Source organism: Salmonella sp. SAL00672, assembly GCF_046552175.1.
GTDB classification, from domain to species: Bacteria; Pseudomonadota; Gammaproteobacteria; order Enterobacterales; family Enterobacteriaceae; genus Salmonella; species Salmonella enterica.
In genome coordinates this window covers 324,215-346,871 of record NZ_JBGDUQ010000001.1, presented here as the reverse complement: position 1 = coordinate 346,871, position 22,657 = coordinate 324,215, and the positions used below count along the sequence as shown (strand labels likewise).

General features: G+C 52.7%; 22 protein-coding genes and 1 pseudogene. 14 read left to right on the top strand and 9 right to left on the bottom strand.

Translation table 11 applies throughout. The annotated features are described in order from the left end of the window. Position 1: 1 nt before the first annotated feature. The 7 genes and pseudogenes from ACLJTG_RS01830 (at position 2) to clcB (ending at position 6,692) form a co-directional block, all read left to right on the top strand. Positions 2–859: pseudogene (locus ACLJTG_RS01830) on the top strand (dimethyl sulfoxide reductase anchor subunit family protein). A 42-nt stretch (positions 860–901) separates the two neighbouring features. Beyond that, on the top strand, positions 902–1,516 hold the full coding sequence (dmsD, locus tag ACLJTG_RS01825) for a Tat proofreading chaperone DmsD (RefSeq protein ID WP_000206571.1): 615 nt from the start codon (positions 902–904) through the stop codon (positions 1,514–1,516). A 304-nt stretch (positions 1,517–1,820) separates the two neighbouring features. Beyond that, positions 1,821–2,531 carry an osmoprotectant ABC transporter permease OsmY gene (gene osmY, locus ACLJTG_RS01820; protein ID WP_021000321.1) on the top strand — a complete coding sequence of 237 codons (711 nt, stop codon included), beginning with the start codon at positions 1,821–1,823 and terminating at the stop codon, positions 2,529–2,531. Positions 2,532–2,559: 28 nt separating this feature from the next. After that, a complete protein-coding gene (gene osmX, locus ACLJTG_RS01815; protein WP_001211193.1) occupies positions 2,560–3,462 on the top strand; it encodes an osmoprotectant ABC transporter substrate-binding protein OsmX in 903 nt (300 codons plus the stop codon). Between the two features lie 9 nt (positions 3,463–3,471). Beyond that, positions 3,472–4,119, top strand: coding sequence for an osmoprotectant ABC transporter permease OsmW (gene osmW / locus ACLJTG_RS01810; RefSeq protein WP_000379677.1), 648 nt, complete (start codon positions 3,472–3,474; stop codon positions 4,117–4,119). Continuing rightward, positions 4,119–5,267, top strand: a complete 1,149-nt coding sequence (gene osmV, locus ACLJTG_RS01805; RefSeq protein WP_000593093.1) for an osmoprotectant ABC transporter ATP-binding protein OsmV — start codon at positions 4,119–4,121, stop codon at positions 5,265–5,267. Before osmW ends, osmV begins: the two co-directional genes overlap by 1 nt. A 135-nt stretch (positions 5,268–5,402) precedes the next feature. Next, positions 5,403–6,692 carry a voltage-gated ClC-type chloride channel ClcB gene (gene clcB, locus ACLJTG_RS01800; protein ID WP_079951574.1) on the top strand — a complete coding sequence of 430 codons (1,290 nt, stop codon included), beginning with the start codon at positions 5,403–5,405 and terminating at the stop codon, positions 6,690–6,692. Here the strand turns inward: clcB and bioD are convergent. The 3 genes from bioD to ACLJTG_RS01785 all read right to left on the bottom strand — a co-directional run bounded on the left by bioD (position 6,648) and on the right by ACLJTG_RS01785 (position 9,716). Further along, positions 6,648–7,343, bottom strand: coding sequence for a dethiobiotin synthase (gene bioD / locus ACLJTG_RS01795; protein WP_000919233.1), 696 nt, complete (start codon positions 7,341–7,343; stop codon positions 6,648–6,650). The two genes, clcB and bioD, sit on opposite strands and share 45 nt — an antisense overlap. A gap of 125 nt (positions 7,344–7,468) precedes the next feature. Beyond that, a complete protein-coding gene (gene mlc / locus ACLJTG_RS01790; protein ID WP_000225087.1) occupies positions 7,469–8,689 on the bottom strand; it encodes a sugar metabolism global transcriptional regulator Mlc in 1,221 nt (406 codons plus the stop codon). A gap of 127 nt (positions 8,690–8,816) precedes the next feature. Beyond that, positions 8,817–9,716: a LysR family transcriptional regulator gene (locus ACLJTG_RS01785; RefSeq protein WP_001624166.1), complete on the bottom strand. Its 900-nt coding sequence runs from the start codon at positions 9,714–9,716 to the stop codon at positions 8,817–8,819. A 119-nt stretch (positions 9,717–9,835) separates the two neighbouring features. Between ACLJTG_RS01785 and ACLJTG_RS01780 the strand changes: the two genes are divergently transcribed. Beyond that, entirely contained in the window at positions 9,836–11,089 is a 1,254-nt protein-coding gene (locus tag ACLJTG_RS01780; RefSeq protein ID WP_000091796.1) for an MFS transporter, read from the top strand. Positions 11,090–11,155: 66 nt separating this feature from the next. Here ACLJTG_RS01780 and ACLJTG_RS01775 read toward each other — a convergent pair whose 3' ends face one another. Beyond that, entirely contained in the window at positions 11,156–11,248 is a 93-nt protein-coding gene (locus ACLJTG_RS01775; RefSeq protein ID WP_001068154.1) for a KPN_01571 family protein, read from the bottom strand. Positions 11,249–11,483: 235 nt separating this feature from the next. Between ACLJTG_RS01775 and asr the strand changes: the two genes are divergently transcribed. Then, complete coding sequence (asr, locus tag ACLJTG_RS01770; RefSeq protein ID WP_000756314.1) at positions 11,484–11,732, top strand: acid resistance repetitive basic protein Asr; 249 nt, start codon at positions 11,484–11,486, stop codon at positions 11,730–11,732. A 268-nt stretch (positions 11,733–12,000) separates the two neighbouring features. Beyond that, positions 12,001–12,822, top strand: a complete 822-nt coding sequence (locus tag ACLJTG_RS01765) for a trypsin-like serine peptidase (protein WP_000549647.1) — start codon at positions 12,001–12,003, stop codon at positions 12,820–12,822. A 34-nt stretch (positions 12,823–12,856) separates the two neighbouring features. On the opposite strand, the gene mdtI is transcribed toward ACLJTG_RS01765, so the two are convergent. Continuing rightward, complete coding sequence (mdtI, locus tag ACLJTG_RS01760; protein ID WP_001183821.1) at positions 12,857–13,186, bottom strand: multidrug/spermidine efflux SMR transporter subunit MdtI; 330 nt, start codon at positions 13,184–13,186, stop codon at positions 12,857–12,859. Further along, positions 13,173–13,535: a multidrug/spermidine efflux SMR transporter subunit MdtJ gene (gene mdtJ / locus ACLJTG_RS01755; protein ID WP_000500278.1), complete on the bottom strand. Its 363-nt coding sequence runs from the start codon at positions 13,533–13,535 to the stop codon at positions 13,173–13,175. The genes mdtI and mdtJ overlap by 14 nt, the downstream gene beginning before the upstream one ends. A 417-nt stretch (positions 13,536–13,952) precedes the next feature. On the opposite strand from mdtJ, the gene ACLJTG_RS01750 reads away from it, so the two are divergent. Then, positions 13,953–14,987, top strand: coding sequence for an AI-2E family transporter (locus tag ACLJTG_RS01750; RefSeq protein ID WP_001118268.1), 1,035 nt, complete (start codon positions 13,953–13,955; stop codon positions 14,985–14,987). A gap of 174 nt (positions 14,988–15,161) precedes the next feature. Here the strand turns inward: ACLJTG_RS01750 and pntB are convergent, their stop codons facing one another. After that, positions 15,162–16,550: a Re/Si-specific NAD(P)(+) transhydrogenase subunit beta gene (gene pntB, locus ACLJTG_RS01745; protein ID WP_000014056.1), complete on the bottom strand. Its 1,389-nt coding sequence runs from the start codon at positions 16,548–16,550 to the stop codon at positions 15,162–15,164. Between the two features lie 10 nt (positions 16,551–16,560). Continuing rightward, the gene (gene pntA, locus ACLJTG_RS01740) at positions 16,561–18,090 is read right to left on the bottom strand and encodes a Re/Si-specific NAD(P)(+) transhydrogenase subunit alpha (RefSeq protein ID WP_001219354.1); all 1,530 of its coding nucleotides are present in this window, start codon (positions 18,088–18,090) and stop codon (positions 16,561–16,563) included. A gap of 526 nt (positions 18,091–18,616) precedes the next feature. On the opposite strand from pntA, the gene ydgH reads away from it, so the two are divergent. Together ydgH and ACLJTG_RS01730 are read left to right on the top strand one after the other, a co-directional pair. Beyond that, positions 18,617–19,561, top strand: a complete 945-nt coding sequence (ydgH, locus tag ACLJTG_RS01735; protein WP_198898123.1) for a DUF1471 family protein YdgH — start codon at positions 18,617–18,619, stop codon at positions 19,559–19,561. A 298-nt stretch (positions 19,562–19,859) separates the two neighbouring features. Further along, the gene (locus tag ACLJTG_RS01730) at positions 19,860–21,242 is read left to right on the top strand and encodes an amino acid permease (protein ID WP_000412353.1); all 1,383 of its coding nucleotides are present in this window, start codon (positions 19,860–19,862) and stop codon (positions 21,240–21,242) included. Positions 21,243–21,303: 61 nt separating this feature from the next. Here ACLJTG_RS01730 and ACLJTG_RS01725 read toward each other — a convergent pair whose 3' ends face one another. Continuing rightward, positions 21,304–21,639, bottom strand: coding sequence for a GlpM family protein (locus ACLJTG_RS01725; protein ID WP_000524877.1), 336 nt, complete (start codon positions 21,637–21,639; stop codon positions 21,304–21,306). A 126-nt stretch (positions 21,640–21,765) separates the two neighbouring features. On the opposite strand from ACLJTG_RS01725, the gene rstA reads away from it, so the two are divergent. Continuing rightward, on the top strand, positions 21,766–22,497 hold the full coding sequence (rstA, locus tag ACLJTG_RS01720) for a two-component system response regulator RstA (RefSeq protein ID WP_001080048.1): 732 nt from the start codon (positions 21,766–21,768) through the stop codon (positions 22,495–22,497). Positions 22,498–22,657: the final 160 nt, after the last annotated feature.

The following is a 22,657-nucleotide window of genomic DNA, read 5'->3' as shown; positions in this document are numbered from 1 at the left end:
GATGGGAAGTGGATGGCATGAATGGCCGTTGATGATCTTCACGGTCTTTGGTCAGTGCGTGGTCGGCGCGTTAATCGTTAGCGGAATGGGCTGGCTGACGGCAAAAGACGATACCATCGCCCGTCAGCGCATCGTGCGCAGCATGTTTTTTCTGTGGCTGGTTATGGGACTGGGATTCCTCGCGTCGATTATGCATCTCGGCTCGCCGATGCGCGCGTTTAACTCGCTTAACCGCGTAGGCGCTTCCGCACTGAGTAATGAAATCGCCGCAGGATCGGTGTTCTTTGCCGTAGGCGGCATCTGGTGGCTGGTGGCGGTACTCGGTAAAATGCCCCCGGCGCTGGGTAAAGTGTGGCTGCTGGTCAGTATGGCGCTCGGCGTTGCATTCATCTGGGCAATGACGCTCGTTTATCAGATAGATACCGTGCCAACCTAGTATAATGGCTACACCACGCTGGCCTTTTTCCTCACGGCATTCCTGTGCGGTCCTGTGTTTGCGGCGCTACTGCTACGCATCGCGCGCGTCCCATTTTGCAGCGTGACGTTTGCCAGTATTAGCGGCCTGGCATTGGTGGTGTGCGTGGCGGTCATCGTACTACAAGGACTGTCTCTCTCAACCATTCACAGTTCCGTGCAACAGGCCAGCCATCTCGTACCGGATTACGGTATGCTACAGGTCTGGCGCATTGTCTTGCTTGCTGCCGGATTAGGCTGCTGGCTATGTCCGCTAATCCGTCGCCGCGAACCGCATACCGTTGGTTTGCTGCTCGGTGTCGTGCTGGTGCTGGCAGGCGAAATTATTGGCCGCGGACTTTTTTATGGCCTGCATATGACCGTAGGTATGGCCGTCGCAGGTTAATTTATGCGTGCGGGGCGACCCGCACCTTTCGGGATTGTTTGAATGACCACTTTTTTACAACGTGATGATTTTTCAGTAACGGCGCGTGTTCTTGGCGCGTTGTTTTATTATTCGCCGGAAAGCCACGAAACCGCTCCTCTGGTTCAGGCGCTATTAACCGACGACTGGCAGGCGCAGTGGCCGCTTGATGCCGAGGCGCTTGCGCCTGTGGCGGCTATGTTTAAGACCCACAGCGAAGAGTCGTTGCCACAGGCCTGGCAGCGTCTGTTTATCGGCCCTTACGCTCTGCCGTCTCCGCCGTGGGGTTCCGTCTGGCTGGATCGTGAGAGCGTATTATTTGGCGATTCTACGCTGGCGCTACGTCAGTGGATGCGCGAAAACGGAATTCAGTTTGAAATGCAGCAAAACGAGCCAGAAGATCATTTTGGGTCGCTGTTGCTGCTGGCGGCCTGGCTTGCCGAGAATGATCGTCATCATGAATGCGAACAACTCCTGGCCTGGCATCTGTTTCCGTGGTCGTCCCGCTTTCTGGACGTATTTATCGATCATGCCGGGCACCCGTTTTATCAGGCGTTGGGGCAACTGGCGCGTCTGACTCTGGCGCAATGGCAAGCTCAACTTATTATTCCCGTCGCTGTAAAACCGTTATTCCGTTAATCCCCACAAAAGGCAGGATTTTACCTGCCTTTTCTCTCATTGCGGCCTATTTTTATCTACAAAAAGTGACAACGTCACACCACGCTTCTATTTTTAAGATAATTCTTTATCGTGAATGTTCACCCTAAGCCGCATAAGGGCAAAGCATAATTGTTAATAGATGTTTAATAGTGTTAAACATCACGCTTCGCTGGAATCCTTCCCAACCTGTTGCTATAGCTCAAAGTACCCTGCCGGAACATGGCATAACAACACGCGACTCTTAACGTCGCCATAACACATGCAAACAGGGAGACACACCGCAATGCACACCCACACCCTAAAACGCGTACTTGGGTTCACTATCGTCATTCTGCTGTTACTGGCGCTGTTTATCTGGGGAATCGGTCTGGAGACGCTGAAAGCGCGTCAGGTCGATCTGCTGTATCTCGGACAACGGCATTTGATGCTGGTATTTACGTCCATGTTTTTTGCTTTACTGGTCGGTATCCCGAGTGGGATTTTACTCAGCCGTCCTGCGGCAAAGGGATTTGCTGAATATGTCATGCAAATCTTTAATGTTGGTAATACCTTGCCGCCGCTGGCCGTCCTGGCCTTAGCGATGGTGATTATCGGGATCGGCGATACGCCCGCCATTGTCGCGCTATTTCTGGCCTCCCTTCTGCCTATCGTCCGCAATACCTATGCGGGCCTCTGTTCCGTTCCCGCCTCACTGATTGAAGCGGCGAACGGGATTGGGATGACAAAATGGCAGCGGCTTCGCCAGGTAGAGCTACCTAATGCGTGGCCAGTGATTCTGTCCGGTATTCGCATCGCGACCGCCATCAATGTCGGCACCGCGCCGCTGGCCTTTCTAATTGGCGCCAGCAGCTACGGCGAGCTGATTTTCCCGGGAATTTATCTCAACGATTTTCCGACGTTGATCCTCGGCGCAACGGCCACGGCGTTATTCGCGCTGATTCTTGACACTCTGCTTGCCTGGTTTGGGCGACGCCTTAGCCCTCATACCGTCTGAACGCATAAATAACAATAAGGAGCGTTAAATGAGATTCAAAAAACACCTGTTGGGATGGCTTGCCGCAACGCTGTTGTTCAGTAGCCAGACGCAGGCCGCGCCGCTGGTTCTCGCCACCAAAAGCTTTACCGAGCAGCATATTCTTTCCGCTATGACCGTTCAGTATTTGCAGAAGAAAGGCTTTCAGGTTCAGCCGCAAACCAATATCGCCGCGGTGATTTCACGTAATGCGATGGTGAATAAACAAATTGATATTACCTGGGAATACACCGGTACATCGCTGATTATTTTCAACCGTATCGATAAGCGCATGAGTCCACAGGAAACCTACGACACGGTAAAACGCCTGGATGCGAAGCTGGGCCTGGTATGGCTCAAACCGGCTGACATGAACAATACTTACGCGTTCGCGATGCAGCGCAAACGCGCCGAGTCGGAAAATATCACCACCATCTCGCAAATGGTGGCAAAAATCGAACAGGTCCGGCAGAACGATCCTGACCACAACTGGATGCTCGGTCTCGATCTGGAATTTGCCGGGCGCAGCGACGGGATGAAGCCCCTTCAGCAAGCCTACCAAATGCAGCTTGATCGCCCGCAAATACGACAGATGGACCCAGGGCTGGTCTATAACGCCGTTCGGGATGGGCTGGTTGACGCCGGGCTGGTCTATACCACCGACGGACGGGTGAAAGGGTTTGATCTGAAAGTGCTGGAAGATGATAAAGGCTTCTTTCCAAGTTACGCTGTCACGCCCGTGGTGCGTAAAGAGGTGCTGGAGGCCAATCCTGGCCTTGATGACGCCTTAAACACCCTTTCCGGCCTGCTCAATAACGATGTGATATCGACCCTAAACGCCCAGGTCGATATCGAGCATCGCACGCCGCAACAGGTAGCCCATCAATTTTTGCAGGACAAAGGTCTGCTGTAAGGAGCGCCTATGGATACGATACATTATATGCTGGATAACGCAGGCTATCTCGCCAGCCTTACCTTTCAGCATCTCTGGCTGGTCGCGCTGGCCGTCGGTCTGGCGATTATCATCGGCGTACCGTTAGGCGTTTTGATTGTACGCCACAAATGGCTGGCAACGCCGGTACTGGGCGCCGCCACGCTACTTCTTACCATTCCGTCTATCGCGCTGTTTGGATTAATGATCCCGCTCTTTTCGCTGATCGGACATGGTATTGGCGTTCTGCCCGCCGTGACGGCCGTTTTTCTCTACTCTTTACTGCCGATTGTGCGTAATACCCATACTGCGCTTGATAGTTTGCCGCCCGGTCTGCGTGAAGCGGGACGCGGCATCGGTATGACTTTCTGGCAACGGCTGCGCTGGGTCGAAATCCCAATGGCCCTACCGGTTATTTTCGGGGGTATCCGCACCGCGGTAGTGATGAATATCGGCGTAATGGCGATTGCCGCGGTGATCGGCGCCGGCGGTCTGGGACTGCTACTGTTAAACGGCATTAGCGGCAGCGATATTCGCATGTTAATTGCCGGCGCGCTGATGATCTGTCTACTGGCGATTGTGCTTGACTGGCTGTTGCATCGTCTGCAAGTCGTACTGACACCTAAGGGGATACGATAATGATAAAACTGGAAAATCTCACCAAACAATTTGTACAGAAAAAGGGTCAGCCGCTAAAAGCCGTCGACAACGTCAACCTGAACGTGCCGGAAGGCGAAATGTGCGTACTACTTGGCCCCTCCGGCTGCGGCAAAACCACCACGTTAAAGATGATCAACCGGCTGATCGCGCCCAGCAGCGGTAATATTCTTATCAACGGCGAGAATACCAACGATATGGATACGGTAACGCTACGCCGCAATATTGGGTATGTTATCCAGCAGATCGGCCTGTTTCCTAATATGACGATTGAAGAAAATATTACCGTTGTGCCGCGCATGTTGGGTTGGGACAAAGCGCGCTGCAAGCAACGCGCCGAAGAGTTGATGGACATGGTGGCGCTGGATGCCAGAAAATTTCTGCATCGCTATCCAAAGGAGATGTCCGGGGGACAGCAGCAGCGCATTGGCGTGATCCGCGCTCTGGCCGCCGATCCGCCGGTACTGCTGATGGATGAGCCCTTCGGCGCGGTGGACCCCATTAACCGCGAAGTGATCCAGAACCAGTTTCTGGATATGCAGCGTAAGCTAAAAAAGACTGTGATGCTGGTCAGCCATGATATCGACGAAGCGCTAAAACTCGGCGACCGTATCGCCGTGTTCCGTCAGGGGCGAATTGTACAGTGCGCCAGTCCTGATGAACTGCTGGCCAAACCGGCTAACGAGTTTGTCGGGTCGTTTGTCGGTCAGGACAGAACGTTAAAACGTTTGCTACTGGTCTCCGCAGGCGATGTGACCGACCAACAGCCAACCATTACCGCGCGGCCTTCCACGCCGTTAAGCGAGGCGTTCGGCATTATGGATGATCACGATATTCGCGCCATTACCGTCATTGACAACGACGGTAAGCCACTGGGATTTGTGAAGCGCCGGGAAGCGCGGAACGCCAGCGGAATCTGCGCCGATATCACCCATCCTTTCCGTATTACGGGCAAAGCGGAAGATAACCTGCGTATTGTGCTGTCCAGATTGTACGAAAGTAATACTAGCTGGATGCCGATCGTTGATGAAGACGGACGCTATAACGGTGAAATCTCTCAGGATTACATCGCCGATTATCTCAGCTCAGGCCGCACGCGTCGGGCGCTAAATATTCACGAAAGCAGCTAACGTTGCCGCCGGATGGCCTCTCGCTATCCGGCAGTATCATTATTGTACGCAATATTATATCGCACATAGTGCTTTTGCGTCTGACGCCATTTCCCCGCAGAATAGGCTATCCTGAAACTCCCTGTTTACCCGCTCATGCATCGTTTACACGCTTACCCGGATCTGCGCGCGATGTTTCGTCGCCTGCTGATCGCTACGCTCATCGGTATTCTCGCGGCGCTGGCTGTCGCCGCCTTCCGTCATGCGATGCAATTGCTGGAGTGGATTTTCCTGAGTAATAACACCGGCAGTCTGGTGAATGCGGCTGAGGGGCTTTCGCCCTGGCGACGGCTGATTACGCCGGCGCTTGGCGGGCTGGCCGCTGGCCTGTTGCTGTGGGGGTGGCAAAAAATGAACCAACAGCGCCCCCATGCGCCCACTGACTATATGGAAGCATTGCAAACCGACGGGCAATTTGACGTTGGCGCCAGTCTGGTGAAATCGCTGGCCTCGCTGCTGGTCGTGGTCAGCGGCAGCGCAATTGGTCGCGAAGGCGCAATGATCCTCCTCGCCGCGCTGGCGGCATCCAGCTTTGCCCGACGCTTCACGCCGCGTGAGGAATGGAAATTATGGATCGCCAGCGGCGCCGCTGCGGGCATGGCGGGCGCTTACCATGCGCCGCTGGCGGGCAGCCTGTTTATCGCGGAAATCCTGTTCGGTACCTTAATGCTGGCTTCCCTCGGCCCGGTTGTCGTTTCCGCCGTCGTCGCCCTGCTAACCACCCATCTATTAAACGGTAGCGATTCACTACTCTATACCGTACATCTGACCGTTGATCTCCACGCGCGGGAGTACGTCATGATAGTCAGTACCGGCCTGGTCGCCGGTCTGTGCGGCCCATTGCTGATGTGGCTGATGACGGCCAGCCATAATAGTTTCTTACGCTTAAAACTGTCCCCGCCCTGGCAACTGGCGCTGGGCGGGCTTATTGTCGGATTACTGTCGTTACTCACGCCCACGGTATGGGGAAACGGCTATAGCGTCGTACAATCATTTCTGCTCTCCCCGCCGCTATTCTCGCTGATTGGCGGAATTTTTGCGTGCAAAATCCTGGCGGTGCTCGCCAGCAGCGGGTCTGGCGCGCCGGGCGGCGTCTTTACGCCAACATTATTTGTCGGATTATCAATTGGAATGTTTCTGGGTCGGATATGGGGATTCTGGCTGCCAGGCTCGGATGAAATAGCGATTTTATTGGGGCTGGCGGGTATGGCGACGCTACTGGCGGCGACAACCCATGCGCCGATAATGTCCACCCTGATGATTTGTGAAATGACCGGCGAGTATCAGTTACTCCCCGGTCTGCTGATTGCCTGTGTAGTCGCGTCAGTGCTCTCGCGAACGTTACGCCATGATTCTATCTACCGCCAGCACGCTGCCGAGCATTGACAAACGAATATACTGCCCCAGCTCACGCTGCTCGGCGCGCGGCAGGTACGGTAGCTCGCCAATCAGCGGCGCTGGCAGTTTTTTCCCAAGCACATCAATAATTTCAGCATAATGCGCCAGGCCAGGATTGATACGATTCGCCACCCAGCCAATTAAGGGCAGTCCATCATTAGCGACAGCTTGCGCAGTCAGTAGCGCATGATTAATGCACCCCTCCTGAATCCCTACCACCATCAATACCGGTAACTGTTCCTGTACCACCCATTCGGACAATGGGCGTAAATCATTCATCAAACTACGCCAGCCGCCAGTACCCTCCACAACCACGTGGTCCACTTTATCGCTCAGGCTCGCCAGACCGTTGGACAGCAAGGTGTAATTTATAGGACAGCTATGCGCGACGCTGCTTTCTTCTTCGCTTAACGCGATCGGATTAATCGCCTCATACGGCAACTCCAGCGAAGAGACGCTTTGCAATACCAGCGCATCTTTGTTGCGCATCCCTTCTGCAGTCTCTTTGCTCCCTTTAGCGACAGGTTTATACCCTGCAACGCTCTTACCACTCGACGCTAACGCTTGTAGTAATGCGCGGGAAACCACCGTCTTCCCAACAGAAGTGTCTGTACCTGTAATAAAGAAACGCTTCAGCATCACTAACTCCACCGTTATGCTTCGAAAATATAAGCCAGGAAAATAATACAGTGGAGAAAGTCTAAGATATGGCAAGGGCAATCAGCTTGAGTTAGCGCAAATTTTTGTACAACAGTTAAAAAATGTTAACCCTGTAATAGACGAATCAACAAAGAGCCGTTATACATCGCGTCTTTTACCAACGCCGCCCCGGCCATCGTACCCTGGTTGGTAAACTGCGTGCTTTCCACAACCGTATTCCTGCTGTAGGCGGGCAGCGCCTGTTGACGGATACTGTCAGCAATGGCTGGAAAAAGGATATCAGCCGCTTTACTTAGCGGCGAACCAATAAGAATTTTTTGCGGATTAAATAAATTCACCATGATAGCCAGAATGCGTCCGACATGCGCGCCAACGCCGCTAATAATATCTTTTGCTAATAGATCTCCCTGCATCGCCGCCTGACACAGTGAATCTACCGTTAACGGCTGGCCGTGCAACATTGAACTCATCGACTGATTAAGCCGAAGCTGCGTAAGTTCCAGCACGCTATCGACGCTGGCGATGGTCTCCAGACAGCCATGATTACCGCAATAACAGCGCTTACCATAAGGATCGACCTGGGTATGCCCAATCTCTACCAGACTGCTACTACCCGCATGAAGCAAATGACCGTCGGTGATAACGCCCGCCCCCACATTATGATCAATCACCACCTGGATAACGTCGCGCGCGCCGCGTGAGGCGCCAAAAAGCGCCTCTGCCATCGTCCAGGCGCTAATATCATGCTGAATGTAAACCGGTACGCCGGTGTGCCGCTCCAGCGCATCTCCCAAAGGCATCTCTTTGACATCTTCGTAATACGGCATCCGGTGCACAACGCCGTTTTCGGTATCGATAATGCCCGGTAACGTAATGGCAATGGAGGTCAGACGCTCCAGTTTCTGCTGATGGCGGGTAAAAAACCGATCAACGTGCGTAATAATTCGCTCAAGCAACGGCGTAGCTTCGTTTAACGGCAGCGCCAGACACTCTTCTACCACCAGTTTGCTGCTAAGATCGCGCAGTGCAAGGAAAATTTCGCCACGGCTAATACGAATAGATAAATAGTGCCAGGCTTCCGTTTCCACCATCAGCCCGACGGCGGGGCGTCCACGACTGCCCGCCTCTTTAATTTCAAGTTCCTGAACCAAATGCGCTTCCAGCATTTCGCGAACAATTTTCGTAATACTGGCAGGCGCTAACTGCGCCAGACGAGACAGGTCAATTCGCGATACCGGTCCGAGCTGATCAATCAGGCGATACACTGCGCCAGCATTGGTCTGCTTAATTTGATCGATATGCCCAGGCTGACTATCAGCAACCACCGCTCACTCCCTTTATTTTCGCGCTCCGAAATAATCTGTGTGCTATGGTGAAACACTTCAATACTCGCCGTCAACTTTTTGCTTAGCCGTGTGATTAACTGCACATTTTCACCCTTTTTAAGCGTAATTAATCCTGTCGGGCAGCCAGTAATAGCAGTTGGCAAAACCGCTGTACGGCATGACTCTGTTCATGATGCTTCGGCCATACCAGCCACATTTCAGATACGGCGTCCTCTTCTGCCAGGGGAACCCAGCGCATCTCGCTCATCTGTACACGCTTAAAGGATGCCGGCAGAATCGAGACACCCAGTCCCGCCGCCACCAGACCGATAATGGTCATTGCCTCGCCAACCTCCTGCGTGATGGTCGGCGACAGGTTATAGCGCCGCATCAAGCCGAGAATATCGTCGTAGAGGCCCGTCCCGACATGCGGATCGAAAAAGACGAAAGGTTCTTCCGCCAGTTCTGTCAGACTGACGACCGGCTTTTGCGCCAGCCGATGTTCGCGCGGGATCATGGCCATAAGCGGCTCATGCAAAATCACCTCGCGATTAAGTGTGTCGGGCAGCGGCGTATTCCGCAGCAAGCCAATATCCAGTACGCCTTCGTTGAGCGGCGCGATTTGCTCACGCGTATTCATTTCACGCGTTTGCATATGCACTCCCGGATAGGACTGGCGGAACAGCGAAAAGGTATGCGATACCGCCCGAATAAAAGGCGCTGAAGACGTAAAGCCAATACGGATTTCACCCGCTTCGCCCTGATGCAACCGCTCGGCGCGAGCGGCGGCGTCGTTTACCAGACTCAGGATGTGTCGGCTATCCACCAGAAACTGTCGCCCGGCGGCGGTTAACGCTACGCTGCGGTTGGTCCGCGCCAGTAATCGCGCGCCGACCTGCTGCTCCAGAATTTGTATCTGCTGACTCAGCGGCGGCTGCGAGATATTGAGGCGCGCGGCGGCGCGACCAAAATGCAGCTCTTCTGCTACCGCCACAAAGTAACGTAAATGACGTAATTCGATATTCATATTTTTAACGTCTTATTTGAGACAATTAATATATTAGACAGAATATTTTGCTTTTTCTATGCTTTACATGTCGGTTATACCCGTCTCCTGTTGACGGAGATGTAAAGCAAGGATTTAACGTGAGTCGTACAACTATTCTCGATGACGCCACGGCGAGCGATATCGATGAACAACGCCATTCTCAGCCGGTTCAATTTATTAAACGCGGTACAGCGCCTTTCATGCGCGTCACGCTGGCCCTTTTTTCCGCGGGCCTGGCGACTTTCGCGCTCCTTTATTGCGTCCAGCCTATACTACCGGTACTTTCCCAGGAGTTTGGCGTCTCCCCCGCCAGCAGCAGCGTTTCACTTTCTATTTCTACCGCCATGCTGGCTATCGGCTTACTTTTTACCGGCCCGCTTTCTGATGCGATAGGCCGTAAACCGGTGATGGTCACCGCCTTGTTATTAGCCTCCTGCTGCACATTGTTATCAACCATGATGACCAGCTGGCATGGTATTCTGATTATGCGCGCGCTGATCGGTCTGTCGTTAAGCGGCGTCGCCGCGGTGGGAATGACCTACCTGAGCGAAGAAATCCATCCCAGCTTTGTCGCTTTCTCTATGGGGCTTTATATTAGCGGTAATTCCATCGGCGGGATGAGCGGGCGTTTATTAAGCGGCGTCATGACCGACTTTTTTAACTGGCGCATCGCGCTGGCGGCCATCGGATGCTTTGCGCTGGCGTCCGCGCTGATGTTCTGGAAGATTTTACCCGCCTCGCAACATTTCCGTCCCACGTCGCTACGGCCTAAAACGCTATTTATTAATTTTCGTCTCCACTGGCGCGATCGAGGGTTACCTCTGCTGTTTGCGGAAGGCTTTTTACTGATGGGCGCGTTCGTCACCCTGTTTAACTACATTGGCTATCGCCTGATGCTCTCCCCCTGGGAATTAAGCCAGGCCGTGGTCGGACTGTTATCCGTAGCCTATCTCACCGGCACATGGAGCTCGCCGAAAGCTGGCGCAATGACCTCACGCTATGGCCGGGGGCCGGTGATGCTGTTCTCTACCGCAGTAATGCTGGGTGGGCTTTTACTGACGCTTTTTACCTCGCTTTGGCTGATTTTTGCCGGGATGCTGCTTTTTTCCGCCGGCTTTTTCGCCGCGCACTCCGTGGCCAGTAGTTGGATTGGCCCGCGTGCGCGCCGGGCGAAGGGACAGGCCTCGTCACTTTATCTTTTCAGCTATTATCTGGGGTCCAGTATTGCCGGGACGCTAGGCGGCGTATTCTGGCATAGTTACGGCTGGAACGGCGTAGGTGGTTTTATCGCGCTAATGCTGGTGCTGGCCATCCTGGTCGGGACGCGGTTACATCATCGTCTTCACGCCTGAAAAGAAATAATCCGGCGATAGCAACGTGCGCTATCGCCGGGCTGGTTTCACGCCACGACTCACTGTTCACCACAGACCTGTCAAGCTTGATACGCCCATAACTTCTCTGATTGCATCCAGCGCCAGAAGCGTAAATACCACCCAGATTATCGGATTCATATACGGTGTGCCTGTTATTCTGGATGGCGGATATTACCGACTCTGCGACCAAAAATAACGGCCGGTAACGTAAAGCTACCTATTATGGTGGGGGCTGACATCGCGTTACCGGGGGATTGTACATAACGTTACATGCCGAAACCAATCACTCACGGAAGCCTTTTGATAACAGCGATATAGTCATTTCACCGGCCCCGCAGTGGGGTTGAATGAAAACCAAATCGAGGGTATCAAAATGAAAAAAGTATTAGCTCTGGTTGTTGCCGCTGCAATGGGTCTCTCTTCCGCAGCATTCGCGGCTGAGACTGCAACGCCTGCGAAAACCGCAGCGCCTGCCAAAACAACCCAGACCACCCAGCACCACAAAAAACAGCATAAGAAAACCGTTGAGCAAAAAGCGCAGGCGGCTAAAAAGCACCAGAAAAAAGGTGGTAAAGCGCCAGCCAAAACCACGTCAAAACCAACTACTCAACCGGCTGCGTAAGTCGTAACATGCTGCGGCGCGCCCCCGCGCCCGTTTTTACGGCGCTAAATTGTTCTGGTTTAGCGCCGCCTTCCGGGAGGGCAAAAAAGTGTCTCGCTACCGCTTTGAGCTCATTCTTATCGTGCTTATTTTATGCGCCGCTATTGCCACGCATTTCTATCTTTCCTGAGTGTAGTTATCTGATTTTACTCCCACTTTCTTACCGTCACGTCTATAGTAGTACTGAGGGTTTGTTGTTAATAATCATAATTACCCACCAGAGTGTGATATGCATAAAACCATTGCTGTATTACTGGGCATAGTGTGTTTTTTACCGGTTATGGCGAAAGCCAGGGGGGCTGAAACAGACGCCACGGATGCCAGCGACGTTAAAACGCTTTTTTTTAACCATGACGATCGGGTGCCCGTCGCCGATCCTACCCAATCGCCGTGGGATGCCATCGGGCAACTAGAGACCGCCAGCGGTAATTTGTGTACGGCAACGCTTATCTCCCCGCATATCGCCCTGACAGCAGGTCACTGCCTGCTAACGCCTCCGAAAGGAAAACCAGACAAAGCGGTTGCGCTGCGTTTTGTGGCGCGAAAAGGAGTATGGCGCTATGAAATCCACGGCATTGAAGGCCGCGTTGAACCGTCGCTGGGCCGACGCCTGAAAGCGGATGGCGATGGCTGGATTGTGCCGCCTGCCGCGGCAAGCTGGGATTTTGGTCTGATAATATTGCGCTACCCACCTTCCGGTATCACGCCGGTGCCTTTATTTACCGGCGATAAAGCGGCGCTCACTGCGGCGTTGAAAGCCGCAGACCGAAAAGTCACGCAGTCTGGTTATCCGGAAGATCATCTGAATGCGCTCTATTCCCATCAGGATTGCGTCGTGACCGGCTGGGCGCAGAATGCCGTACTCTCACACCAGTGCGACACGTTACCTGGCGACAGCGGCTCGCCGTTATTATTGCACACGGATAGCGGATGGCAGCTCATTGGCGTACAAAGCTCCGCCCCTGCGGCTAAAGATCGCTGGCGCGCCGATAACCGCGCTATATCCGTCACCGGCTTTCGCGATAAGCTGAAAGCCCTGGCGCAGGACTAATACGCGAATCGCTGCCTGACCGGCAGCGATCGTCTCAGGCAAATTTGATCATGACCATTCCGGCGAGCAGCAATATCACGCCAACCCAGCCTTTGGGATTTAAGCGCTGGCCGAAGAGCACCCAGCCCGCCGCCAGCGTGGCGGCAATACCAAAACCGCCCCATAACGCATACGCCACCGACAGGTCTATCCCTTTTACCGCCTGGGAAAGCGCGCTGAAGGCGGCCAGAACAGCGGCAAGCGATAAGATGCCATAGCATTTACGGCGAAAGCCGTCCGAAAATTTCAACAGTACGTTAGCCGCGATTTCCAGCATTATTGCCAACCCAAGCCAGGCGCCGTGTATCCATTCAAATTGTTGCACGAGTCGCCTCCTTCACCGGTTTGCCGGGTTTACGCGTCCCTGATTTGATCAATACGATGCCGGCGACCAGCGTCAGCAAGCCGGCAATCTTCATGGTTGATAATGCTTCATCAAATAGCAGCACGCTAAAAATGGTAATAAATAAAATGCCGATCCCTTCCCATAAGGCATACGCTACACCCAGGGCAATTTTTTTTACCGCAAAAGAAAGAAATATATATGACAGCGTGATCATCACCAGCATTAAAATAAAACCCGCATTGCCATTACCCACGCTAGCCCATTTCATTGAGAGCGTGCCGGTAATTTCAGTCGCGATAGCCAGAGCTAATAAAATCCAGTAAAACATGACACTTCTCCTGCATGAGAATATACTCTTTCGAGTCTGCTGCACGCAGCAAACTAAAAAATAAAATCAGTTAGCACAGCGCATTGCGCCAGCTCAGGCAGAAGTGAGAGACTAAAGTGCGTTACGCCAGTGCTGCTCGCCGATAAGCAGGAAAAAGGAGGTAGAGTGAAGATGCGTTTGCGTGGAGAAAAAAGCGCTGAACATATTGTCCATAATATTACAATTATCCGCAGTGTTGCTTCTCGTCATCGCGGATGATAATTGTCCTCGGTAGTTGAACACGCCTGATTTGTATCATAAGCCAGGAATTAACTCAAAATATTTTCACTTCTTTACCTGAAGTATTTGATTTTAACCAGAACAGGTCGACCGACATCACATTATTATTCGTGTCGGCATCAGAAAACAGGGACTGATATGGCAAAACCGATCATCACGCTCAATGGTCTAAAAATCGTCATTATGCTGGGAATGCTGGTGGTTATTCTGAGCGGTATCCGCTTCGCCGCAGATATCATTGTTCCCTTTATTTTGGCGTTATTTATTGCAGTCGTTCTCAATCCCGTTGTGCAACGGATGACCCGGTGCCGAATTCCGCGCGTTATCGCCGTATCATTGCTCATTGTGATTATTGTTATGTTAATGGTACTGCTACTGGCCTATTTGGGGACATCATTAAATGAACTGGCTCGTACCCTACCGCAATATCGCTCCTCATTGGTGATACCGTTGCAACGTATCGAACCGTGGTTGCAGCGAGCTGGCATTGGCGTGTCAGTTGATGAGCTGGCGAAATATATCGATCCAAACGCCGCCATGACTCTGGTAACGAACCTGCTCACCCAACTGTCCAATGCCATGTCATCCATCTTTTTATTGCTATTGACCGTGGTATTTATGCTGCTGGAGGTTCCACAGCTGCCTGAAAAACTGCAGCAGATGATGAGCCGTCCGGTGGAGGGCATGGCGGCAATTCAACGCGCGCTTGATAGCGTTTCCCATTATCTGGTGTTAAAAACAGCGATCAGTATCGTGACGGGGCTGGTCGCATGGGGCATGCTGGCCGCGCTGGATGTCCGCTTCGCCTTTGTCTGGGGTCTACTGGCCTTCGCGCTGAACTATATTCCTAATATTGGATCGGTGCTCGCTGCCCTGCCACCCATTATTCAGGTGCTGGTATTTAACGGGTTTTATGATGCGCTGCTGGTGCTGGCAGGCTATCTGCTGATTAATCTGGTCTTCGGCAATATCCTTGAGCCACGAATTATGGGACGTGGTTTAGGTCTTTCAACCTTAGTGGTATTTTTGTCGTTAATTTTCTGGGGCTGGTTATTAGGTCCGGTGGGCATGTTGCTCTCCGTTCCGTTAACCATCATTGTCAAAATCGCCCTCGAACAGACCACCGGCGGGCAGAGTATCGCCGTTCTGCTTAGCGATTTAAACAAAAGATAAAATGCAATACATACACAAAATCATTCAAGATGCATCGCGGCGGCAAGGGAAGAAATCCCCGGGAGCATAGATAACGATGTGACCGGGGTTTCTGAGTGCAGCCAACAAAGAGGCAGCGTAAAGGATGAAGTGTATAAAAACGGCCTCCGAAGAGGCCGCCGCACGTTTAAAAGATTAAAGCGCTTTCAGAATCGCATCCACGCTGGCTTTGGCATCGCCAAACAGCATTTGCGTATTCTCTTTAAAGAACAGCGGGTTCTGCACACCAGCATAACCGGTATTCATTGAACGCTTAAAGACCACGACATTCTGTGCTTTCCACACTTCGAGAACCGGCATACCGGCGATCGGGCTGCGGGGATCGTCTTGCGCCGCCGGGTTCACCGTATCGTTCGCGCCAATCACCAGCACGGTATCGGTATCGGCGAAATCATCATTGATCTCGTCCATCTCCAGCACGATGTCATAAGGCACTTTCGCCTCCGCCAACAGCACGTTCATATGCCCCGGCAGGCGACCCGCCACCGGATGAATGCCGAAACGCACGTTGATCCCGCGCGCGCGCAGTTTTTCGGTGATTTCCGCCACCGGATACTGCGCCTGCGCCACCGCCATCCCATACCCCGGCGTAATAATGACAGAGTGGGAGTTTTTCAGCATCTCAGCGGTCTCTTCCGCCGTGATTTCGCGATGTTCGCCAGCTTCCTGATCGTCGCCCGTTGAGGAGCCGTCAGTACCGAACCCACCAGCAATAACGCTGATGAAAGAGCGGTTCATCGCTTTACACATAATGTAAGACAGGATCGCGCCTGACGAACCGACCAGCGCGCCGGTCACAATCAGCAAATCGTTGCTCAACATGAAGCCAGCCGCCGCGGCAGCCCAACCGGAATAGGAGTTCAGCATTGAAACAACCACCGGCATGTCCGCCCCGCCGATAGAAGCGACCAGATGCCAACCAAACGCCAGCGCGATAATGGTCATCAGCAGTAGCGCCAGAACCTGTAGACCCACGCTTTCGGTACGGACAAAAACCAGCAGCAACAGGAAAGAAACAACCAGCGCCGCCAGGTTCATTTTGTGACGGTTAGGCAACATCAACGGCTTAGAAGAGATTTTGCCGCGCAGTTTACCAAACGCTACGATCGATCCAGTGAAAGTGACTGCGCCAATAAAGATACCGAGGAAGACTTCGGTCAGATGAATATTCACCAGCACCGGCGCCAGACTGGCGTCATGGTACAGATAGCTGTTAAAGCCAACCAGTACCGCCGCCAGGCCCACGAAACTGTGCAGAATCGCGACCAGCTCCGGCATCTCGGTCATCTCAACTTTTTTCGCCATGCGGATGCCAATCGCGCCGCCAATAATCATGGCGACCAGAATCCATGCCACGTTGCCGGTATCCGGCCCGAAAATGGTCGCCAGCAACGCGATCGCCATCCCGGCAATACCGAAGTTATTCCCCTGGCGGGACGTTTCATGCTTTGAAAGCCCGGCAAGACTGAAAATAAACAGGATCGCGGCAACAATGTATGCAGCTGTAACTAATCCTCCAGACATGTGTTACCCCTTAGTTTTTCCGGAACATTTTCAGCATACGCTGAGTCACGGTGAAGCCACCGAAAATATTAATGCTGGCGATAAGCACCGCGATAAAGCTCAGGAAGCTGACCCAGCCGCCCTGACCAATTTGCAATAATGCCCCGACAACAATAATCCCTGAAATTGCGTTGGTCACCGACATTAATGGCGTATGAAGCGCATGAGACACGTTCCACACCACGTAATAACCAACCACGCAGGCGAGCGCAAACACGGTAAAATGGCCGAGGAACTCTTTTGGCGCGACATCGGCCAGCCAGCCAAAAAGAATGATCGCCAGCGCCATTAACGCATACTTCCGCCAGGGTGAAGCGGGCTTTTCCGGCTCTTTTGGCGCAGGTGCTGCTTTAGGCGCGGCTTGTGGCTGCGCGGAAACCTGGATTGGCGGCGCAGGCCAGGTAATGTCGCCGTCGCGAATCACCGTCACGCCACGGATCACGACATCGTCAAAATCCACGTCAATATTGCCGTCTTTCTCTTTGCACAGCAGCTTCAGCAGGTTAACCAGGTTGGTGCCATAAAGCTGGGATGACTGCGTCGGCAAACGCCCCGGTAGATCGGTGTAGCCAATCACTTTTACGCCATTGTCCGTCGTCACAACCTGATTGGCGACGGTATATTCGCAGTTACCGCCATTCTGCGCGGCCAGGTCGACAATCACGCTGCCGGCCTTCATAGAATCGACCATATCGCGGGTAATCAGCTTCGGCGCAGGTTTGCCCGGAATCAACGCGGTGGTAACGATGATATCGACCTCTTTGGCCTGGGCGGCAAAGAGCGCCATTTCCGCTTTGATAAACGCCTCGGACATCACTTTGGCGTAACCATCGCCGCTACCGGCTTCCTCTTTAAAATCCAGTTCGAGGAACTCAGCCCCCATACTCTGGACCTGCTCTTTGACTTCAGGACGAGTGTCAAACGCGCGGACAATCGCCCCCAGGCTGTTTGCCGCGCCGATAGCCGCAAGACCGGCAACGCCCGCGCCAATCACCATCACCTTCGCCGGTGGCACTTTCCCGGCGGCGGTGATTTGCCCGGTAAAGAAGCGCCCAAATTCATGTGCGGCCTCTACAATGGCGCGATAACCCGCGATATTCGCCATTGAGCTTAACGCGTCGAGCGACTGCGCGCGGGAAATACGCGGCACGGAGTCCATCGCCATCACCGTAACCTTACGTTCGGCAAGTTTCTCCATTAACCCAGGATTTTGCGCAGGCCAGATAAAACTGACCAGCGTAGTTCCGGGGTTCAGTAAAGCGATTTCATCTTCTTCAGGCGCATTAACCTTGAGAATAATTTCCGACTGCCAGATAGCATTGCCGTCTACAATATCCGCGCCAGCCTGCGCAAACGCTTTGTCGTCAAAACTTGCCAGTTGACCCGCCCCGCTTTCGATAGCGACGCTAAACCCCAGCTTCAGTAGCTGCTCTACCGTTTTCGGCGTCGCAGCGACACGGGTTTCATTGGGTAACCGCTCTTTTGGTATGCCAATTCGCATAAATGTTCCCTTCCATCGATATTTTTGATGATGGTTTGTCAGTAAGCGCGAGAAGCGTACGCCTGCCCGCGTTTGAGGTAAATGTTACCCCAGCAGAATAAAACCGTTACAAACTCTCTATAACCTACTGAAAATAACGCCTGTGATCTAGCGCCAAAAAACAGAATTTTTTATCAAATTTGCAAAACATGAACGATTCAGCCGCTAAGCAGCCATAATGCCTTGAAAATGGCCTGCGAGGGCTGATAATTCGCTCAAATTTGACAGCAAAACATCATTAAACCCCTGGCGCGATCAAGAAATTAACATTAAATTAACTTATTAAATTTATGCGCTTCATTAGCTTAGCCGCCCGGACGCCGTTTTTTTCGACATATCGGCAAATGTTATCATCAAAGATAGGATACATGACACGATGCGTGAAAAATCCCGCAGACATCCATATGGTTTAAATGCAATAATCAGCCACGTTTCTAGTCAATAACAATACCAGTACCTGGTTTGCGCAAGGCGAAGGATTATTTTTATGAAGCTTAAGAACACTCTCCTGGCGTCGGCTCTGCTTTCTGCGGCTGCTTTTTCTGTCCATGCAGCAACAGAACTGACGCCGGAGCAAGCGGCTGCACTAAAACCTTATGACCGCATCGTTATTACCGGTCGTTTTAATGCTATTGGCGATGCGGTCTCCGCCGTGTCCCGCCGCGCAGATAAAGAAGGCGCAGCCTCCTTCTATGTTGTCGACACCTCGGAGTTCGGCAACAGTGGTAACTGGCGTGTTGTGGCGGACGTGTATAAAGCCGACGCGCCGAAAGCCGACGCGCCCAAAAATCGTGTCATTAATGGCATCGTGGAATTACCGAAAGACCAGGCCGTACAATTAGAACCGTATGATACCGTCACCGTTCAGGGCTTCTACCGTAGCCAGCCGGAAGTTAACGATGCCATTACGAAAGCGGCGAAACAAAAAGGCGCATATGCTTTCTATATTGTTCGTCAGATAGATGCGAATCAGGGCGGAAACCAGCGCATCACTGCATTTATCTATAAACAAGATGCGAAAAAACGCATCGTCCAGAGCCCGGACGCTATTCCGGCAGACTCTGAAGCTGGCCGCGCCGCGCTGGCTCAGGGCGGCGAAGCTGCGAAGAAAGTCGAAATTCCAGGCGTCGCCACGTCAGCCTCGCCGAGCGCCGAAGTAGGCCGTTTCTTCGAAACGCAATCCTCCAAAGGCGGGCGTTACACTGTCACACTACCGGATGACACAAAAGTTGAGGAGCTGAATAAAGCGACGGCTGCGATGATGGTGCCTTTCGACAGCGTTAAGTTCACCGGCAACTACGGCAATATGACAGAAATCTCCTACCAGGTCGCCAAACGCGCGGCGAAGAAAGGCGCTAAGTATTATCATATTACGCGTCAGTGGCAGGAGCGCGGTAATAACATCACCATCAGCGCCGACCTCTATAAATAAGGCGCGCGTCGCCATCAGGCTTTCTCGCCGGATGGCGGCATACCTGCCTTATCAGGCCTACACGATCGTTCAACGGCAGGCCTGATAAGCCACCATCCGGCACTTTCTCGCGGGATGCCAGTTCCGTCAAATATCGCGATGAATCTCACTTTTCGCTTTTTTGGCGATAAATCTTATCCAGGCCGTTGCATGCGGTCCCTTCTCTCCGTAAAATCCCGCGCCTTAGTGGCTTTCACCATTTTTATGCGTTTTGCCATAATAATTATTCTTCCAATTTCATTTTTATAGCTGGATACCAATGGAAAAAAAACTGGGACTGAGCGCGCTGACCGCGCTGGTTTTAAGCTCAATGCTTGGCGCAGGTGTTTTCAGTCTGCCCCAGAATATGGCCGCCGTTGCCAGTCCGGCTGCGTTGTTAATTGGCTGGGCCATTACCGGCGTGGGGATACTCTTACTGGCATTCGCCATGTTAATCCTTACGCGCATTCGCTCCGAGCTTGACGGCGGTATCTTTACTTACGCCCGCGAAGGCTTCGGCGAACTGATTGGCTTTTGTTCTGCCTGGGGCTATTGGCTGTGCGCGGTCATCGCCAACGTATCCTATTTGGTTATCGTCTTTTCAGCGCTGAGTTTCTTTACCGATACGCCTGCCCTGCGTCTGTTTGGTGACGGTAATACCTGGCAGGCTATTGTCGGCGCTTCAGTCTTGCTCTGGATTGTCCATTTCCTCATCCTGCGCGGCGTACAAACGGCAGCCAGCATCAATCTGGTTGCGACTCTGGCGAAACTGTTACCGCTCGGCGCGTTTATTGTGCTGGCTATCATGATGTTCAAACTGGATACCTTCACACTGGACTTCACCGGTGTTGAACTCGGTATTCCCGTATGGGAACAGGTCAAGAACACCATGCTTATTACGCTGTGGGTGTTTATTGGCGTTGAAGGCGCCGTCGTCGTCTCGGCCCGAGCGAAAAATAAACGCGATGTAGGCCGCGCCACGCTACTGGCAGTACTCGCAGCGCTGGGAATATATCTCCTGGTCACGCTGCTTTCTCTTGGCGTTCTTGCGCGTCCGGAACTGGCGGAGATGCGCAACCCGTCGATGGCCGGTCTGATGGTGAAAATGATGGGGCCGTGGGGAGAAATTATTATTGCAGCGGGACTGATTGTGTCTGTCTGCGGGGCTTATCTAAGCTGGACTATCATGGCGGCAGAGGTGCCGTTTCTGGCGGCAGCCTATAAATCCTTCCCGGGCATCTTCGCGCGACAAAATGCGCAAGGCGCGCCTTCTGCATCGTTATGGCTCACCAATATCTGTGTGCAAATCTGTCTGGTGCTGATCTGGCTGACCGGTTCGGACTACAACACGCTATTGACGATTGCGTCAGAAATGATTCTGGTGCCCTACTTTCTGGTCGGCGCATTTCTGCTGAAGATTGCAACGCGTCCCCTCCATCGGGCGGTCGGTATCGGAGCCTGTATTTATGGCTTATGGTTATTATATGCGTCGGGCCCTATGCACCTGCTGCTGTCCGTCGTGCTGTACGCACCTGGATTACTGGTTTTCCTGTATGCGCGTCGGACGCACAAGCATGACAATGTATTAAATCGTCAGGAAGTCGTGCTGATTGGTTTATTGCTGGTCGCGGCGGTTCCGGCTACGTGGATGCTGGTGGGTTAACAACCTCCCCATCGTAATATCCGTCTGTATTACGATGGGGAAACCACGGTCTTTGCCAATATTAATGCCATTTAATCCAGCAAAAAATCAGCAGCCACGCGCTTAGCCCCCAGCAGACCACCGCACCGCCAAGCGCGACGGGCAGACGCATCACGCCGCTGAAATACCATAGCGTTGCAAGATAAATGAAATAAGGAATGATCGACCACATGCTAAAGACGATGGTGGTACGCATCGCGTCGATGCCCCGCTCGCTGGCCACGATATAGTGCGCGATAAGCGCAAACGTTGGAAACAGAGGAATTAATCCGGCGATATAATAATTTTTTGTTTTTGACAGCAGACCAATCAATACGACGACCAGCGCCCCCAGGGCAGCTTTAATCACGAGTCCCATTACCTTGCCTTAACATGCTAATAACAACAGCGTGTAGCATAACGGAACCGCTCTCGTTTAGAAAAGATTTATGGAAGGGAAAACAGAGGCGGTGTATGTTGGCGTTTTCTATTCTCCATTTATAATATGAACCGCATTGTATTTGTTGAAGACGACGCTGAAGTGGGTTCTCTCATTGCCGCTTATCTGGCGAAACATGATATTGATGTCATTGTTGAGCCGCGTGGTGACCGGGCGGAGGATCTTATCCTCACCACTCAGCCCGATCTGGTTTTACTGGATATTATGCTTCCAGGTAAAGATGGCATGACGATATGCCGCGATCTGCGCCACCGCTGGCAAGGCCCGATTGTCCTGCTCACCTCGCTGGACAGTGATATGAATCATATTCTGGCGCTGGAGATGGGCGCCTGCGACTACATCCTCAAAACCACGCCTCCGGCCGTTTTGCTGGCACGTCTGCGCTTACACCTGCGGCAAAGCGAACAAACGCAACAGGCAAAAAGTCTTCAGGAGAGCGCGCTTACGCCGCATAAAGCGCTGCGTTTTGGCGCGTTAACCATCGATCCCCTTAACCGGGCGGTCCAGCTCAATGGCGATTTCATATCGCTCTCCACCGCCGATTTTGAATTGCTCTGGGAACTGGCGACACACGCCGGACAAATTATGGATCGCGACGCGTTGCTAAAAACGCTGCGCGGCGTCAATTATGATGGTCTGGATCGCAGCGTGGATGTAGCGATTTCCCGCCTGCGTAAGAAACTGCTGGATAGCGCTGCTGAGCCCTATCGTATAAAGACCATTCGCAATAAAGGCTATCTTTTTGCCCCTCATGCCTGGGACGAAACGACGGGATAAGTGAGTCGACAGATTTTACCTGCCTTTATCAAGTCATAGTGGCGATGCTCATCACCGCCACTGTTCAAAAAACAGACATTGTATACATGGATGCTATTTTTATTAGTCGGAACAGCCCCTTTATTACCGTTTTCTCTGCGTTGCGGTTCATCATTACGTC

Coding starts and splice junctions, on each gene's coding strand:
- dmsD (WP_000206571.1), top strand. CDS start 902: ATGACCACTTTTTTACAACGTGATGATTTTTCAGTAACGGCGCGTGTT.
- osmY (WP_021000321.1), top strand. CDS start 1,821: ATGCACACCCACACCCTAAAACGCGTACTTGGGTTCACTATCGTCATT.
- osmX (WP_001211193.1), top strand. CDS start 2,560: ATGAGATTCAAAAAACACCTGTTGGGATGGCTTGCCGCAACGCTGTTG.
- osmW (WP_000379677.1), top strand. CDS start 3,472: ATGGATACGATACATTATATGCTGGATAACGCAGGCTATCTCGCCAGC.
- osmV (WP_000593093.1), top strand. CDS start 4,119: ATGATAAAACTGGAAAATCTCACCAAACAATTTGTACAGAAAAAGGGT.
- clcB (WP_079951574.1), top strand. CDS start 5,403: ATGCATCGTTTACACGCTTACCCGGATCTGCGCGCGATGTTTCGTCGC.
- bioD (WP_000919233.1), bottom strand. CDS start 7,343: ATGCTGAAGCGTTTCTTTATTACAGGTACAGACACTTCTGTTGGGAAG.
- ACLJTG_RS01785 (WP_001624166.1), bottom strand. CDS start 9,716: ATGAATATCGAATTACGTCATTTACGTTACTTTGTGGCGGTAGCAGAA.
- ACLJTG_RS01775 (WP_001068154.1), bottom strand. CDS start 11,248: ATGAATCCGATAATCTGGGTGGTATTTACGCTTCTGGCGCTGGATGCA.
- asr (WP_000756314.1), top strand. CDS start 11,484: ATGAAAAAAGTATTAGCTCTGGTTGTTGCCGCTGCAATGGGTCTCTCT.
- ACLJTG_RS01765 (WP_000549647.1), top strand. CDS start 12,001: ATGCATAAAACCATTGCTGTATTACTGGGCATAGTGTGTTTTTTACCG.
- mdtJ (WP_000500278.1), bottom strand. CDS start 13,535: ATGTTTTACTGGATTTTATTAGCTCTGGCTATCGCGACTGAAATTACC.
- ACLJTG_RS01750 (WP_001118268.1), top strand. CDS start 13,953: ATGGCAAAACCGATCATCACGCTCAATGGTCTAAAAATCGTCATTATG.
- pntB (WP_000014056.1), bottom strand. CDS start 16,550: ATGTCTGGAGGATTAGTTACAGCTGCATACATTGTTGCCGCGATCCTG.
- pntA (WP_001219354.1), bottom strand. CDS start 18,090: ATGCGAATTGGCATACCAAAAGAGCGGTTACCCAATGAAACCCGTGTC.
- ydgH (WP_198898123.1), top strand. CDS start 18,617: ATGAAGCTTAAGAACACTCTCCTGGCGTCGGCTCTGCTTTCTGCGGCT.
- ACLJTG_RS01730 (WP_000412353.1), top strand. CDS start 19,860: ATGGAAAAAAAACTGGGACTGAGCGCGCTGACCGCGCTGGTTTTAAGC.
- ACLJTG_RS01725 (WP_000524877.1), bottom strand. CDS start 21,639: ATGGGACTCGTGATTAAAGCTGCCCTGGGGGCGCTGGTCGTCGTATTG.
- rstA (WP_001080048.1), top strand. CDS start 21,766: ATGAACCGCATTGTATTTGTTGAAGACGACGCTGAAGTGGGTTCTCTC.